The 16,723-nt window shown below is 48.1% G+C and carries 13 protein-coding genes; 1 reads left to right on the forward strand and 12 read right to left on the reverse strand.

Annotated elements, in window-relative coordinates; translation table 11 throughout:
* Position 1 precedes the first annotated feature (1 nt).
* From RIH33_RS11030 to RIH33_RS11045, 4 genes are read right to left on the reverse strand one after another with little or no spacing between them, the layout of a single operon-like run.
* Complete coding sequence (locus RIH33_RS11030) at positions 2–877, reverse strand: substrate import-associated zinc metallohydrolase lipoprotein (RefSeq protein WP_406654794.1); 876 nt, start codon at positions 875–877, stop codon at positions 2–4.
* Positions 874–2,370, reverse strand: coding sequence for a RagB/SusD family nutrient uptake outer membrane protein (locus RIH33_RS11035; RefSeq protein WP_406654795.1), 1,497 nt, complete (start codon positions 2,368–2,370; stop codon positions 874–876). The genes RIH33_RS11030 and RIH33_RS11035 overlap by 4 nt, the downstream gene beginning before the upstream one ends.
* A complete protein-coding gene (locus RIH33_RS11040; RefSeq protein ID WP_406654796.1) occupies positions 2,370–5,678 on the reverse strand; it encodes a SusC/RagA family TonB-linked outer membrane protein in 3,309 nt (1,102 codons plus the stop codon). The genes RIH33_RS11035 and RIH33_RS11040 overlap by 1 nt, the downstream gene beginning before the upstream one ends.
* Positions 5,679–5,697: 19 nt before the next feature.
* On the reverse strand, positions 5,698–6,258 hold the full coding sequence (locus RIH33_RS11045; protein WP_406654797.1) for a hypothetical protein: 561 nt from the start codon (positions 6,256–6,258) through the stop codon (positions 5,698–5,700).
* Positions 6,259–6,353: 95 nt separating this feature from the next.
* Between RIH33_RS11045 and mnmD the strand changes: the two genes are divergently transcribed.
* Positions 6,354–7,028 carry a tRNA (5-methylaminomethyl-2-thiouridine)(34)-methyltransferase MnmD gene (gene mnmD, locus RIH33_RS11050; protein WP_406654798.1) on the forward strand — a complete coding sequence of 225 codons (675 nt, stop codon included), beginning with the start codon at positions 6,354–6,356 and terminating at the stop codon, positions 7,026–7,028.
* Here the strand turns inward: mnmD and RIH33_RS11055 are convergent.
* From RIH33_RS11055 to rimO, 8 genes are all read right to left on the reverse strand, one after another.
* Positions 7,025–7,561 carry a Uma2 family endonuclease gene (locus tag RIH33_RS11055; RefSeq protein ID WP_406654799.1) on the reverse strand — a complete coding sequence of 179 codons (537 nt, stop codon included), beginning with the start codon at positions 7,559–7,561 and terminating at the stop codon, positions 7,025–7,027. The genes mnmD and RIH33_RS11055 overlap by 4 nt on opposite strands.
* Positions 7,562–7,621: 60 nt before the next feature.
* Entirely contained in the window at positions 7,622–8,863 is a 1,242-nt protein-coding gene (locus tag RIH33_RS11060) for an MFS transporter (protein ID WP_406654800.1), read from the reverse strand.
* On the reverse strand, positions 8,863–9,789 hold the full coding sequence (locus RIH33_RS11065) for a DUF4249 family protein (protein ID WP_406654801.1): 927 nt from the start codon (positions 9,787–9,789) through the stop codon (positions 8,863–8,865). Before RIH33_RS11065 ends, RIH33_RS11060 begins: the two co-directional genes overlap by 1 nt.
* 5 nt (positions 9,790–9,794) lie before the next feature.
* Positions 9,795–12,170 carry a TonB-dependent receptor gene (locus RIH33_RS11070; protein WP_406654802.1) on the reverse strand — a complete coding sequence of 792 codons (2,376 nt, stop codon included), beginning with the start codon at positions 12,168–12,170 and terminating at the stop codon, positions 9,795–9,797.
* Between the two features lie 111 nt (positions 12,171–12,281).
* On the reverse strand, positions 12,282–13,256 hold the full coding sequence (locus RIH33_RS11075; protein WP_406654803.1) for a YpdA family putative bacillithiol disulfide reductase: 975 nt from the start codon (positions 13,254–13,256) through the stop codon (positions 12,282–12,284).
* Entirely contained in the window at positions 13,249–13,827 is a 579-nt protein-coding gene (locus RIH33_RS11080) for a 5-formyltetrahydrofolate cyclo-ligase (protein ID WP_406654804.1), read from the reverse strand. Before RIH33_RS11080 ends, RIH33_RS11075 begins: the two co-directional genes overlap by 8 nt.
* Positions 13,828–15,387 (reverse strand): bacillithiol biosynthesis cysteine-adding enzyme BshC, encoded by a 1,560-nt coding sequence (bshC, locus tag RIH33_RS11085; protein ID WP_406654805.1) that lies wholly within the window; start codon positions 15,385–15,387, stop codon positions 13,828–13,830.
* 3 nt (positions 15,388–15,390) lie between these two features.
* Positions 15,391–16,704 (reverse strand): 30S ribosomal protein S12 methylthiotransferase RimO, encoded by a 1,314-nt coding sequence (gene rimO / locus RIH33_RS11090; protein WP_406654806.1) that lies wholly within the window; start codon positions 16,702–16,704, stop codon positions 15,391–15,393.
* Between the last annotated feature and the right edge of the window lie 19 nt (positions 16,705–16,723).

A 16,723-nucleotide genomic window follows, 5' to 3' on the forward strand; every position in this document is an offset into this window, starting at 1 on the left:
TTTACAGTTTAGACTGAATCACATTCCGCAGTTCAGTCAAATCTATTCCGGTTACTTTCTTATAATGGCTGTTTATTGCTGCCAGTTTTTCAGCAATAAATTCCTTGCCTGTGTTTTGGGCTTCACACTCTGCTGTGCCACAATCTGCTTCCAGTGTAATGAAGTGCGCATCAAATTCCGGGTCGAAGAGGTAAAAAGCCACCGTTTCGGCAAAGTCTTCGTTGGGCGAGCTGGTCGCGTATGGTGACACAAAACCCCTGAGCAGGGCCTCATCGTTCGTGAGGTTATACCAGGATCCGGCACTGGTGTATCCTGCTGTGGTGATGGTCTCGAATGAGGCTGGTAGCTTATAGCGCTGGTGCACGGTATGGGCAAACTCATGGTAAACCGTCTGTAGCTGGAGCTCCCGCCAGTCAAGGTCTTCAGGATCTATGGCATTCACATTGGTGAAAGTGATCCTGGAACCCGCATCGGCAGACCCGAGGGTTACCGTGCCATCTGGGTTGTAGATAAACCCACCCAGGAAAATAATTTCCGGAGGCACATGGCCACGGAAAAAGCCTTCGCCATTGGTGACTTCCAGATAGGGATCTATCCAGAATTTTTCAATAAAATCCAACATGGGGCGAACCACCTCTAGTCTTGGGGGAGTTACCCGCTCCCCGGGGGCCACGTAGCGGTCCACATACCGGTAGCGTATGGCCATGTCATACTCTTCCGTAAAGTGCTCTTCAATGTATTGATCCAGCTCAGTAAGGGTTACATCGTTGTCTTTCTCCGGGACTTTCAGGCTTTCATCGGGATAGCACGCAGACAGTCCCAAGATCAGCATGATCATCAGTCCCCACCGTTTCGGTATGTTTAGCACTTTCCTCATCGTTCGTTGGGTTCTAGTCCGCCCACCTCAATGGCTGATTGTGGGATTTGTAAAATTCTTCTAAGGTCGTCGCCAGCCAGCGATATGGTGGAGCCATCGGACAAATCATGTGTCACCGAGATGCCATATCGTTTGATGTCAAACCACCGGAGTCCCTGGATGATAAACTCCTTTCGTCGTTCGAACAGGATATAGTTGAGTAATATCAACTGATCAGTAAATGAGGGATCATTATTCGCACCAAAGAATGCCCGTAGGTTTTCAAAGGTCAGGGTAGTATTTCCGCCGCTGTAGCGCCTAGCCACAAATACATTCAGGTCTGCCAATGCCCCGTTCAGGTCATTTTGAATGGTGTAGGCTTCTGCTCTGTTGAGGAGGACTTCCTCGCCGCTGAACGAAATGGCGATGTGGTAGGGCAGTCCTACATTGGAGTTGAGGCTGCTCCGCTCAAAGAGGTTTTGGAATCGTACGGGCAACAAAGCATTGTCCCCTTTCACGAAAGCGGGGTTTTCGCGCTCATCTGTGGTGCCGGGGAATGGAGACGCTGCGAAAAGATCCGAATAAAACTCTGAGAGAGGACCGTGACCGAAATCGGGACGCTGCACCAGCGAGATTTTTCGCATAAGCAAAAAATTTCCCGGGAGCTCAGGAGAAGTATAAAGCTGCGGATAGCCCGTAATGGAGGACTTGGCGTTTTGAAACTCCTCGGAGGTAAGGTCCCGGATAAAATTTCCCGGATTAGCACCCAGCAACTCCGTGCTATACTGAATGCAGCGGGTCACATCCCCCTTGAACAGGTAAAACCGTGATGCGAATGCCAGTGCGGCATTGGTATTGAAATGATATTTTCCTGAATTGCCAAAGTAGCTGTCATTCACTTTATCCAGACCGTCGAGCAGGTCATCCTCCACTTCATTGTAAACTTTTTTCACGGATTCGCGCTCATACGTTTCTATGAAGACCGTTTCAGGTGTTTTCACATACGGCACGCCATCACCGGAAGACTCCACGGTGTAGTGCTCTCCAAAAAGATTGACCAACATAAAATGTCCATAGGCCCGGGTCAGCTTGGCTTCTGCCTCAATGGCATCTTTTCTGGCTTCTTCTTCCTCAGAGGTCACCTCAAAGTCATCCAGCACAGCCAGTACCTCATTGGCATGCGCAATGGCGTTATAAGTTTCATGCCAGAAAAAATCAGGTGTATCCTGCTCGGTGGGCCCACTGGTGATGTCTTCCCAATAGTAGGCTTGTTCCTGGCTCTGCCTGATGGTTACCCCGGTGGTGAAGCCCACATTGTCGGTCATCCATTCTGTAAATGCCGGACTGGCCACAGAATAGGCGTTGGTCAGGAGCTGGGCACTTTTGTCCAGGGAGTTAAGGTTCACCCGGTTGTCCGGCACTTCGTCCAGAAAGTTATCGCAGCTAAAGAGTGATCCAATCAGTAGACCGCTCACCAGGATGTTTTTGAATCGATATGTTTCGCGCTTTTTCATCAGAATCCTACATTAAGTGAAAAAGTGATGGTCTTGGGCTGGGGGAGGGAAACTCCACCACTGCTGAAGAACTCAGGATCCTGACCTTTGAGTTTTTTATCGGAATATAAAAGGGTAATGTTTTGTCCCTCCAGACTGAGAGATGCACTCGACAAGCCCATGCGCCCGATGAGCGCCGGAGGGATGGCATAAGAGAGGCGCACTGTTCTCAGGCGCAGGTAGTCCCCATTGGCAACCCGGGCGGTGCTTTTGTTATAGAGCTGATAGGCCAGCACCACATTTCCATTGCTTTGGGCCACACCCCGGTCCAGGATCACCGGGTAGTCAGTCAGCTCCTCATCACCTGGTACCGCCCAGCGATTGATGAGCTCTGCAGGGAGGGCATCAAAGTCAGTATAGGTGGCATAGAAAGCGTCATTGAGCCGAATTTTATAATCAAACTTATAAGATAGCAAGACCATGAGGGAGAACCCTTTGTATCCAAAGGTGTTGGTTAATCCACCCGCCCCGCGAGGCTCTACGGGGCCTTCATATTGGAGCGTGGAAGTCAGGCTAGCCCGATCCTGAAGGTCGTACTGATAGACGATTTCATTGTTTTCATCATAAAAGGTGGGCACCCCCTCTTCGTTCAGCCCTGCAAATTTGGTTGAAAAAAGGCCCCGACGCGGACCACCCAATACGGCCGCACCATTTTGACCGATGGCATCCGCAATGCGGGGTCCAAAATCAAGCCGGGTGATCTTATCGATGGTATAACCTACGTTGAAGTTCGTACGCCAGGTAAAATCACGGCCTTTGAGGTTTTCGGTAGAAATAGATGCTTCAAATCCATCCGCATCCATATCCGCAAAGTTTCCTGCCTTTAGTCCTTGTCCACCGATACCGCTGGTTTGCACGGTGCCGATGAGGTCGTAGGCATTTCTTCTGTAGTAATTAAACGAACCGCTGATCCTGTTTTTCAAAACAGCAATGTCCATGCCCACATTGAGTTCTTTAAGCTTCTCCCAGGTGAGTTCGGTGTTGGTAAGGTCCTGAATGTAGAGGTAGGGCTCCACATCTGTAGGTCGCACGGTCACATCGGCTTGCAGATTGAGTAAGGCACTGGCATTGGGGGGTAGGTTCCCGGAGATGCCGTAGGTGCCCCTTAGTTTTAGGTTATCGATAAATGGCACATTGAAAAAGGATTCATTGGTGACATTCCAGGCGCCACTTATATTCCACGTAGGCAGGTAACGGGCCGCCTTGCTTTCGCCCAGTTGGTTGGAGCCATCGTAGCGCACGGTGAAGTTGGCGATGTACCTTGATTTATAGGCATAACCTCCGTTGACGAAAAGTCCCAGAAACCTGTCCTTCGAGGAGGAAAGTCGGTAATAATCGATGTTTTGCAGGTTGAAGAACTCTATAATGTTAGGGTCTGTGATCACGATCCCTCCACTTTCATAGATCACTCCCATGCCTGTGGTGCTGGACTCAGTTCGGTTGGAAAAACGGATTTCCTGACCGGCCAATACGTTGATCTCATGTGCTTCAGCAAACGTTCGGTTCCAATCTGCGCTGATCCTGGCGTAGAAGTTTAGTAGTTCACTTTGATCGAGGTAGTTAAAACCACCCTGAGGTAAGACCACCACTGGGTTGAGGCCGGGGTTGTCCGGATCGCGGTATAGGAGATTGTTGGCATCCTGGATAAACTGTGTGCCATTGGCCCGGTAGGCTTCAGCCTGATTGGAGTTTTCATGAACCGTATGGTCTCGCACGGTATTGGCATACCTGGCTTGTAGCACACCTTTGAAAGACAGGTTTTTGCTCGGGTTGACTTCAAAGTCTGTTTGCGCTGAGAAGTCAGATACCGTAATGTCGATGTAGTTCAGCTGTAGCTCTTCCAGTATGTTGAATGGCGCATAATTTCTTCTGAAATATTCCAGGTTGCCATCCTCGTCATACGGGCGAATGGACCTGGCGGTGTTCAGGGCGTAGCTAAAAGGGTTGATGTCGAAGTTTCTGCTAAAGCGCCCGGTAATGGGGTCAAACTCCCGGTTTCTGGTTCCTGGCACTCGCTGATCCCGATAGTTGGCAGAGAGCTTCAGGCCAAAAGTGAAGATGTCAGAAAGAAAGTAAGTATTTCGGGAGGAGGCCGTCACTCGCTGCACATTGTCGGCAATGGTCTGGCCCTGATCATTCAGGAAGCTGATGGAGTAGTAGCTGTTTGATTTATCGCTACCCGCAGTAAAACTCACGGAGTGTTGCTGCTGCAGAGCCGCCTCACGGAAAAGCACCTCAAACCAATCCGTGTTGGCATTTTCATAAACATTGAGAAACTCCTCATTCAGAGTGCCTCCCGGTCCCCACTCCAGTTCATGATTGGCGATTTGGGTAAACATCTTGCCCATAGCGCCATAGTTCTGCGCACGTACCGAAGTGGTGATATCCACCAGCCCTTTTTCATACAGCTCCCGGTATACCGACATCTCCTGAGCAGAGTTCATCAGGTTGAATTGGTTGTAGGTAGGTCTAAGTTTAAAAGAATAGTTACCAGAATAGTTGACCCGCAGTTTGCCACTTTTCCCTCTTTTAGTCGTAATCACAATGACCCCATTGGCGGCCCGGGCTCCGTAGATGGCAGTGGCGGATGCATCCTTCAGGATCTGGAAGGATTCTATGTCGTTGGGGTTGAGGTTGGCGATGGAGGAGCTGATGAGGGTATTGGCATTGCCTGAGATAAAATCATCCGTATTGACATTGGCCAGGTCTTCCAGGATTACCCCATCGATGACGAAAAGTGGCTGATTGTTGCCATTAATAGAGGCATTGCCCCGGATTCTGATTTTTGGACTGGTCCCAAATGTGCCGGAGACATTGTCTACATTCACTCCGGCCACCTGCCCCTCCAAAGCCCGACTCACATCCGTGAGCCCATTGACTTTGATGTCATCCATTTGCAGGCTTTCGGATGCTCCGGTAAAAAGTTTGCGGTCTACCTCCTGAAATCCGGTGATCACTACCTCGCCCAAAACCGCGGTGGCTTCTTTCAGTTGGATCGTGACAGGACGGTTGCTTTTCACCAGGTATTCTTCGCTTTCCATCCCGATCATACTGATGACGATGGTTTGTCCCTGTTCCACGGTAAGCCGAAAGGCGCCATCCAGGTCTGTGACAGTACCGGCAGTCTCCCCTTTGACCTGCACGGTCGCGCCAATGAGGCCTTCTCCGTTTTGATCCAGAATTTTCCCGGTAAGGGCAATGGATTGGGCACTTACCCGAAGTGAAACGAAACTAAAAAGGGCGAAAAGTAGAGCAAATAGAAACCTCATTCATTTGGGTGGTTCAGTATTAGTCTCTTTCGAAAACGTATACCAAATCAAATGACACCACCCTGCTGAGGGCCATACTTACAGAGTCCAGCTGCTCGTCGGTCAATGTGGCCAGATAGTCTCTGTATTGTTGTGTGACCGTATCAAAGTAAATATCCGGAATAAACGCACTCTGGGTTTCGAAGCTGAGCCAAAGGTCGTCATTCTCATTTTTCTCGATCGTCCAGTCCTGGTCGTCATTGTCTTCGGTTGACTCTAACTTGAGCTCATCATCGTCTATCTCCCACGTCCCTACATCGTTGATGTCGGGGCCGGTGATTCCAATTTCTAAACTATAGGTGCCATCCTTCTCCAATACGAGGGTATAGTCATCATATACCACGCCATTGCCAAAGCTCAACTCGTCAATGTCATATGCGATACCCTCATAACCCTGAAACTCCGAGGGAAAATTAATAAAGAGGTAGCTATCCAGTGCCCAGACACCCACTTCGTGTGGGGGAGCTGGCTCCTCCTTATCTTTGCAGGAGACCATAAACAGCAAGGGGGCAATAGCAAGTAGGAGTAGACGATTTTTCATAGATTGGTCTTTATGTTAAAACTTTAGGTTAGATCACTTTTATGAAGCAATACAAAATTTGAATTCCCTTATGTATCTAAAAATAATCACTGGCAATGACTAATCACAGGCTTAAGCTCATAACTACTGAAGATGGCTCACATAGTTTGCTCCGGGAGGACCTCAACGAGACCTACCATTCCTTCCATGGTGCACGGTCAGAGTCGGCCTATGTCTTTATCGAGCAGTGTCTTCACTACTATGCGGAACATACCAAAAAGGGACCAATACGTATCTTCGAGGTGGGTTTTGGAACGGGGTTGAATGCCTTTTTGGCGGCCGCTTATGCAGCGGAGCACCAGTTGTCTCTGGAGTTTCACACAGTGGAGCCCTTTCCGGTAAAGCCGGACATCTATCGGCAATTGAACTTTGGTCAATCAGAGGAGGAGAGATCCCTGCTCAATGCACTCCATGAATCAGGCTGGGAAAGCCCCCGGTCAATCACCAGCCGTTTTTCATTGGTTAAATATGAAACCACCCTGGAGGATTTCTCGGCGACCCGGGATTTTGACATGATCTTTTTTGATGCATTTGCTCCCTCCAAGCAGGCAGAGGTATGGGAGCTGACCAATCTGAAAAAGTGTTTTGACCTGTTACAACCAGGAGGAATTCTCACTACCTACTGTGCCCAGGGGCAGTTTAAGCGCAACCTGGCAGCCGCCGGCTTTGAAGTACAAACCCTCAAAGGTGCCATGGGAAAGAAGGAAATGGTGAGGGGGGTGAAAAACTAGAAAGTAAACCTAAGCTTCAATAAAGGAGAGTCGATCGAACCGATAGTATCTCCAATGAGTTCATAGTTGGACTTATTAAAAGAATACCCCAACGTGTGTTTGTTTTCAGGATCCACGATCCAATACTCTTTTACTCCGAAGCTTTCATAAAGGTCTTTTTTTCGAATCAGGTCATGATCCCGATTGCCAGGAGAGAGCACTTCGATCAACATATCAGGAACTCCATGAATGTGTCCTGATTCGTTGATAATGGAAAGGTTATGGTTAAGAATGACTGTAATGTCTGGTTGAACGGCATTATTTTCTTCATCGAGATAGACATCCAATGGAGCGATCAGCACCATTCCGGCTTTGGTTTCTTTAAAGTGCGACATTAATTCATAGTTAATGTCATTCAGGACTACTTGATGTCCGGAGGTAGGCGACGGGGACAAATAGAGGGCATTGTTAATTAATTCGGCCAAAGTCCCCTCAGGGAGGTTTTGATAAACCTCCATGACTGTTTTTGGTGGACGCTCTAACGTATTCCGCATTTATTGAGACTTTACATAAAGATACAAATTAATGGATATTAATGTTTCTTAACAGAGGGATCAGGCGGCGGCGTTTTTCCTGACCTCTAAAGGGTTGACTCCTCTTTTCTCCAAAAGAATCCAATAGAAGAATACTCCTGTAGCCAAGGCAAAGACCCCCGCGATCAGCCACCAGCTTTGAAATCCCAGTGCATCCACCAGGTTAGTGCCAATGAGCGGAGCGAGCACAAATGCACTGGCAAAGGCTACCGAATACAAGCCCATATAGGCTCCCCGATTTCGTTTTCCGCTTCTCTGTACCGTATAGGTGGCCATAAAGGGCATGGCGAAGATCTCCGCAAAACTGATAAAAATGCAGGCCAGATAAAGTGCGGTTTTGGATTCCATGCCGAAAAGTGCCAAAAATGCCAACGCCATGAGAAAACAGCCAAAGGCAATGAGGCGCCGTATCGGTAACCGGTCTCCAATTTTATAGACCAGCACCATCTCAAACAGAAAGACAATCAGCCCATTTAATCCAAGTAAAAGACCTATTTCCTGCTCGGGAAGCTGGTATACCTGACGATGGTAGATCGGCCAGGTACTAAACAATTGAAAAAACAGGGTGGAGAAGCAAATAACCAGCAGGATGAATCCGAGGAAAAGCCCGTCACTCCATACGCTCTTGTCAGGAATTAACGGGGTGTTAATGTCCGGTTGGGGTTCTTTTTCTTTCCCCTGTTTCCCATAGAAATAAAGGAAAAAGATCACACCAGCACCGGCACAGGTAATGGCATCTGCAATGAAGAGCCACTGATAGGAAATGGCTGCCAGTAGCCCACCCAGTGCCGGACCGAAGGAAAACCCAAGGTTGATGGCCATCCTGTTGAGACTGAAGGCTCTGGTCACATTCTCAGGTTTGGCATAGTATGACACGGCGATCTGATTGGCCGGACGCAACATCTCCGAGACCAGACTCACAAAGAAGATGAAGGCAGCGAGGGGGTAAAAACTCTTGACCTGGGACAGTGCCAAAAACATCATTCCTCCACCCAGCAGGCTGATGAGCTGTACCTTGAAGGGGCCAATTTTATCTGTGAGCCAGCCTCCCAGGAACGATCCGCCAATGGCTCCAAGACCGAACATGCTCATGATCCAGCCGGTTTCTACCAACGAAAAGCCCAGGGAGCTGGTGAGGTAGACACTGAGAAATGGGATCACCATGGTTCCGCTTCTATTGATGAGAATCACCAACGCCAGCATCCAGGCTGCAGGAGACAGGCCGCCAAAAGCATTTTTGTAAAGTGAAAGTACAGATTTCATCAGTCAGGCACCCGATCCACAATATTTTCATCAGACATGATCACCTCCAATGCCGATACATCTGCTACAGAGAAGAACCCAACTACAGAGACATCATCATTGGTAGGAACGATGTTGCTGGGAGAGTTGGCGAGTGGGTTGGCAAAGAGTTGCGCAAAACCAGGCTGCCGGACAGTTTCATCCTGCACCCTGTAGAGAAAAAACCATGCTTCTATAGGAATGGCGTGTAGCTCTACCCGTAGCTTGTCCCCGCGCTTGAAAGGTGATACCGCGGGAGTTTCTGTAGGAAATGGAGTGATGGCCGTTCGGATGGGCTGAATGAAAATCAAACTATCCACTTCACCACCTGCAGAAAAACCAGCATCATAGGCGATATTGATCTGCTCGGGCTTGCCCAGATAGGAGTCATTCACAAAAGACTTTACCCAATAGGTGTTGCCCGGACCTTCAAAATCTCTGGCCCAGAATTCGGCATAGTAATAATCCTCTTCGATAAACGCATCTTTTTTATTGTACTCAAAAGTGATGCTGTCAATTGGAGGAGCGGCAGTGAGCATAGAAAATGACTGATACACATTGCCATCCACAGAAATCTGAAGCCCGTAGGAATGCCCCAGTTGTCCAAAGACTTCCCCATCTGCAGGCACCCATATGTAGGTGCCGTCATCATCCTCATCGGTGAAGAAATAAGGAGTCTCTGTTTCTATATCTATCACCACCACTTCGGCTTCCAGAGCGGGTTCTGGTGCTCCATTATCAAAATACGGTCTTGTATAGTTCAATACGATTTCCTGTGTCTCACCCGTGTGGGTTAACCAGGCATCCACATTCAGGAAGGGAGTGGTGTCTTTGAGTGGAATATCCACTTCGTCATCACAAGATGATGTTCCAAGCGCTATAACGAGTAAGAATAAAAGCTTTTTCATCCTGATTAAAATTTAAAATTATAAGAAACAGCAGGTACGAATGTCCCCAATATAGAAACCTGATTGGCCTGTGTGACGGACTGACCGGCCACACTCAGATCGTCTGTCTGCGCAAAGTAGATAGAGAAGGGATTTCTACGGGCGTATACATTATAGACAGTGAAGACCCAGTGATCCCGCAGCTTTTTGGGTGAACCGTCAGACTTGATGGTGCGCATGTACCAGGTAGCTGAGAGGTCCAGTCGGTGATAGTCTGGAATGCGCCCGTTATTTCTACCCAGAACACCCGGTATGGTGTAACCCTGATTTTCATATCGGTAGGAGGGTAGCGTATTGGGTGTGCCGGTGATAAAAGTGAAATTAGCCGAAAGCGACCATTTTTCACTCCAGTCATAGTTAGCAGTTACTTTGAGGTTATGTGTCTGATCAAATCGGGTGGGGTACCAGTTTCCTTCATTGATCCCCTCTACCTTCAGCTCTGTGCGGGCTAGTGTGTAGCTGATCCAGCCGTTAATCTTGCCCGAGTTTTTCTTCACAAAAAACTCGGCACCATAGGCTCTTCCTTCACCGGAAAGCAGATCGCCTTCCAGAAACCTGTTGATCAGAATTTCCGCTCCATCTATGTAGTCCACCTGGTTTTGCGATTCTTTATAGTAGACTTCAATGGACGTTTCCAGCTGGTTATTAAGGAAATTTTTAAAGACTCCCAGTGCCACCTGATCGGCCAGCTGCGGCTTTATGTTGTTTGTGCTTGGCGTCCAGACATCTGTAGGTAGAGAAGCCGTGGTGTTGGAGACCAGGTGAATGTACTGGCTCATCCGGTTGTAGCTACCCTTGATAGAAGTGGATGGGTTCACACTGTACTTAAAGGAAAAACGAGGTTCCAGGTTTGAATAGAACTGGATGGTCTCCCAATTATCAGCTTCTCCTATATCAGAGACCGGTCTTCTTTCCCCTTTCTCTTCAGTGTCCTCATAGTAATAAATGGACCCCTCACCAAGGTACTGAAACCCTGAGAGGCGAACCCCATACTGCAGGGAAAGCCGATCACTTATCTTTTGGGTATTCCCCAGATAGATGGCCGTTTCCACACTCTTACGTTCGTCCAGGCTGATGTCACTTTCTTCACCATCGCTTACCCCCAAAACCTCAGCAGGTTTGAACCTGTAGAGAATTGCTTCTGCACCAAAGGAGAGCTCATTGGAGGTGTTGATGAAATAGGAAAATTGTTCTTTGAAATTGTATGTCAGGATTCTTGACTTCCAGCTAAAGAGGTCATCTTTCGTTTCGCCCACCTGAAAGGAGTAGTCATAGTCACTCAGGAAAAGCGTAGTGTTCGAAAAAATCCGGTCGTTGAACAAATGGTTCCATCGCAGACTGGCGGTTTTATTCCCCCAGTCAAAGCCCTGGTTGGCATCAAATTTAAAGACGTCCCGACCCAAATAACCGGAAAGGTATACCCGGTCTTTATCGGAAATATAGTAGTTGGTTTTTCCCGTAAGGTCATAAAAGCGAAGCCCTACACCATCCAGATCGTTGTTTTTGAGAAAAGGCTGCGCCAGTACATCGATGTATGACCTGCGGCCTGCCAAAATGAAGGAAGACTTATTCCTGGCAATGGGCCCTTCCACAGCAAAGCGACTAAAGATGGTGCCTATGCCGCCGTTTACTTCATAGTTTTTGATGTTCCCTTCTTTCATTCGTACATCCAGAATAGAGGAGAGTCTGCCGCCATACTCCGCAGGAATACCACCTTTGTAGAGCTTTACATCCTTTACCGCATCCGGGTTAAACACCGAAAAGAACCCAAACATGTGGGAGGAGTTGTAAACAGGTGCTTCGTCCAGAAGAATGAGATTCTGGCCCACACTTCCGCCACGCACATTGAAGCCGGAGGCCCCTTCACCTACGGTGGTGACTCCCGGGAGCAGCTGTAAGCTTTTCACCACGTCCACCTCACCCAGAAAGGCGGGAATCTTCTGAATAGTGGTGATATCCAGTTCTGCGGTGCTCATTTCCATGCTGGACACATTTTCGTCTTCTGGCTTGGCGGTGACCACTACTTCCTGCAGCTTCTGTTCGGTGGAAATGAGCTCCACATCCAGGCGCACATTCTGATTTAAGGAGACCGATTTTTGAATGGGCTGGTAGCCGATATACCGGTACTCTACGGAGTACTCCCCCGGAGGAATGGTGATGGAATAGAATCCATAGACATTGGTGATATTGCCGCTGCTGAGCTCTCGAATGAGTACGGTGGCACCGATGAGCGTTTCGCCATCTGACTGATCCCTGACGTAGCCACTGATGGTAAATTTTTCCTGACCTGAAGCGGAGAATAAAAAGAGGCCGCTCAGGAGGGTGAGTATTAGTTTTTTCAAGGCAGATTGAGTTTTTTGACCTTGGATAAAAACGGTTTGTTCTTAAAGTTGTTCAGAAAACCCGGTTAAATTTTCAGTCTGCCGTCGAAAAGGGGGTTAATCTCCGAAAGATTAGCTGATTTTGGATCGCAGGTCATTCACAATCATCTCCGCATGCACCCGGGAGTTTTCTATAAACCAGGCATTGGTCTTCAGCCCACCACAGATGACACCCGCCAGGTAGACATTTTCCACATTGGTTTCCATGGTGTTCGCATTGTATGCAGGGGTCATATATTCATCCTTTCCGATGCTGATCCCTATATTCTTCAGGAAGGTGAAATCAGGCTGATATCCGGTCATGGCCAGAACAAAATCATTTTGCAGGGTGATGTCGCCTTCCGGGGTTTTCACCTCAATGGATTTTTCATCTATTCTCGTAATCTGAGATTCAAAATAGGCTTTAATTGACCCTTCTTTGATTCGGTTCTCAATGTCGGGTCGCACCCAATACTTCACCCGGGGATTGATTTCTTTTTCACGTACGACCATGACTACCTCTTTGGCTCCTTTTCGAAAAGTTTCCAGCGCCACGTCCACTGACGAATTGGCGGCTCCAACCACTGCTACCCGCATGTCAAAATAAGGATGAGGCTCATCATAGTAATGTTTTACTTTGGGGAGTTCCTCACCGGGAATGTTGAGCAGATAAGGTAAGTCGTAAAATCCTGTGGCGATGATGATGGCCCTGGCGGAGTAAGTCTGCTTGGAGGTGTTTACACGGAAGTTGTTTTTCTCCTTCTTCACCTCCAGTACATTTTCATAAAGGCGCGTATTGAGCTGACGAGAAGTGGCCACTCTTCGGTAATATTCCAGCGCCTCAGGACGTGTGGGTTTGGGGTTATGAGAGATGAAAGGCACATTACCAATTTCCAACCGGTCAGAGGTGGAAAAGAAAGTCATGTTGTGCGGATAGTTATAAATAGAGTTAACCAGGCACCCCTTATCAATAATGGTATGGCTCAGCCCGGCGTCCTGTGCGGCGATCCCGCAGGCCAGGCCAATCGGGCCGGCTCCTATGATCAGTATATCCGTGTTTTCACTCATGGCATTTCAAAGTTTGTTGGGGTGTGATGCAGTAATCCAGGCGAATGTCGTGGGCTTCTGCAAAATCAAACTGATCAAACAGTGGCCCCAGGGTAAGTCCCACTTTTAACACACCGGGAGCCATTTCGGTCAACAGGCGGTCATAATAGCCCTTGCCATATCCTATTCTGTTGCCCAGCTTATCAGCGGCCAGCATAGGGATCAGTACCAGGTCTATCTCATCCAGGTTTGCCGGAGTCCCTTCCATGGGGGTGGGAATCCCAAATTGATCGTCCTCGAACAAAAGGTCCCTGGTATAGACAAAGTGACTCATCGTTTGGCGTTCAAAATCTGTGGCGGAGACCACGACCTCAGTTTTTGCTTTAGAGAGCAACGCAATCAGCGGCCAGGTGTTCACCTCTTTGTTACGGGCAATGGGAAGAAAGCAATGGACACATCGAGCGCCTTTTTGGGAGATAAGCTGTGAGGCGGCCGTGACCACCTCCATGTTTCTTTTGGAAAAAACCTCCGAAACCAGCATGCGCCTGTTGTGCAGGACGCCTCGTCTTATTTGTGCTTTCTCATTGGCCATTTACACATCGTGGAGTATATGAAAGCGATAAGAGAAAGCATCAAATTTCTCCAGCAGCTCCGGAATAAATCCGGGATTGTTCAGGGAAAAGTTAAGAAAATTATCATGACGCTCCTGTAGCCCGTTGCCAGGAAAAAGCTTCTCTTTGATGTTATCGATCTGAGACATTGCCGTTTCGTTATTTTGCTCTTCGGCTTTTTTCAGACGTTTGGCTATATTCTCCAGTGTTTTGAAGGTTTTGGCCCCCTCCGCTCCGATGAAGCCCGTGAGCGAGCCATCGATTTCCTCTGCTTTGGCTTTTATCCGGTTAAACACCATGTCCATCACCTTTCGCTCATCGGTCAACTCATAGCCGTTTTCTCCATGTTTTTGGAGGTACATTTCCTTGAGCTTATGAGCAGACTGAAAAAGCTGTTTTCCCGTAAGTTTCAATTTCTGGACTTTTTTCTCGTTGGCCTTGTTCACAATGAGGCCGAACACTCGCGGCATTAGCGCCGGGAAGAATACTTCGTGATGGTCGAAAACATCTTTTAGCTGAAGCCAATAGGCGATTTCGGCAGGCCCACCCACATAGGCCAGGTTAGGTAAAATCACCTCCTGATACAGGGGTCGCATGATCACATTGGGACTGAAATGCTCCGGGTGTTTATCGAGCAAGTCAATCATTTCAGTTTCGGAAAACACTTTATCTGTGTTGAGCACTTTGAATTGCTCACCCTCTCGCACTATTCGTTCCCTGAGGCCATTTTCCATATAGAAAAAGTTGATCTCTCGGGAAAAGGCCTGGTTTTTATAACCGGCAGCCTCCAGCTTTTGAGAGGTGGCACTCACAAGTTCATTAGAGGTGTTTTCAAACAATTCCTTTTTGATGACAGGAGCAAAAAGGTGTTTGAGTTTTTTGTGATCGGCATCTACCACGATCAGTCCCTGATCCCCGAAGAGTTCATTGACGTAAAATCGGACAGCATCGGCCAGTCGGTCATGGTCCAGGTAGGCCTTCTCAAAAAGAGGAACGGCCTCCGGCAACGAGTCGATGAGCGCATTGAGAGAGTGGGGCTTCATTTTGCCCACCGGACCTGTTTGCGGGGTGTCCCATTCATATTTCTTACCGAAGAGATTGAAATGGTTGATCTCTGCCAGGTCGTGATCTTCTGTGGCCATCCAGTATACGGGCACAAAATGATATTTCGGATAAGCTGCTTTTAGTTGCTTGCAGGCGTTGATCACCGTCACGATCTTGTAGATGAAGTAGAGCGGACCGGTGAAAATGTTCAGCTGATGTCCTGTGGTGACTGTGAAGGTTTTCTCATTGGTGAGGCTGTGAATGTTAAACTCCACCGTTTCTGAGTGCGGAAGGGGGCCATATTGCTCGGCGAGCAGCGACACCAGGGTGGTGCGGTGGCTCATAGGCAGTTGCCTCTTTTCTATGAGTGATTCGAAGTTTTGGACAGTGGGGAAGGTGTCGTAAAAAGGCTTCAGGGCCTCTTTTTGCTGGATGTAATCAATAAATATCGAGGAAAAACACTCCGTTTCTTCCAGATTGACTTGCTCTAATTTCATGCGTTAGTTTACCGGTTTTCCGTAGAGATCAAATGCGGTAGCTTTTTCGATGAGGATGTTGGCAAAATCACCAACCCTCAGATAATGCTCGCTGGCATCGACCAGCACTTCGTTATCTACCTCCGGGGAGTCGTGCTCGGTGCGGCCGATAAACTGACCACCTTCTTTTCTGTCGATGAGCACCCGTAGGGTTTTGCCCACTTTTTCACTGTTGATCTCCTCAGAAATAGATTCTTGTAACTCCATAACGCGCTCGGCGCGTTCAAGTTTTACATTTTCTGGCACATTGTCTTCCATGGAGTAGGCATGGGTATTGTCTTCGTGCGAATAAGGGAATATTCCCAGCCGCTCAAACCTTGATTTTTGAACGAAATCAAGCATATCCTCGAATTCAGCCTCGGTTTCTCCAGGGTGACCTGCTATCAATGTCGTCCGGATGGCAATACCCGGTACTTTTTCCCTAATGGTCTTGAGGAGCTGCTCGGTTTTTTCACGCGTGGTACCACGTCGCATGATTTTGAGCATCTCTGTGCTGCCGTGCTGCAGCGGAATGTCCAGGTATTTGCAGATGTTGCTTCGCTTGGCCATCACATCCAGTACATCTTCAGGAAAACCGGTCGGGAATGCATAGTGAAGACGAATCCACTCCAGGCCTTCTACGTCAGCGAGTTTATCCAAAAGCTCAGCCAGGTTACGTTTTTTGTAAATGTCCAGGCCATAGTAAGTAGAGTCCTGTGCAATGAGGAGGATTTCTTTGGTGCCGTTTTTCACCAGGGACTGAGCTTCTTTGATGATCTGCTCTATGGGTTTGGAAACGTGCTTACCCCGCATGATGGGGATGGCACAAAAACTACAGGGTCGATCACATCCCTCGGAAATTTTGAGGTATGCATAGTGGCGATCAGTGGTAGTGATTCGCTCACCGATGAGCTCGTGCTTATAATCAGCGTTGAATTTCTTTAGCAGAAGTGGTAACTCCATGGTGCCAAACCAGGCATCCACTTCAGGAATTTCATTTTGGAGATCGTCGCGGTAGCGCTGAGAAAGACAGCCCGTCACATAAACCTTCTCCACGATTCCTTCTTCTTTGGCATCCACATACCGGAGAATGGTGTCTATGGATTCTTGTTTAGCATTGTCAATGAACCCACAGGTGTTGATGATCACGATGTTGGCGTCATCTTTTACCGACTCATGTGAGGCGTTGATACTGTTGCCTTTCAGCTGAGTAAGCATCACCTCCGAATCCACCAGATTCTTGGAGCATCCCAATGTGACAATGTTTACCTTATCTTTCTTTAGTCCTTTAGTCTTCACGTCTCTTCCAAATAAAACT

Origin of the sequence: Marinoscillum sp., assembly GCF_040222955.1 — a bacterium.
GTDB lineage: Bacteria > Bacteroidota > Bacteroidia > Cytophagales > Cyclobacteriaceae > Marinoscillum.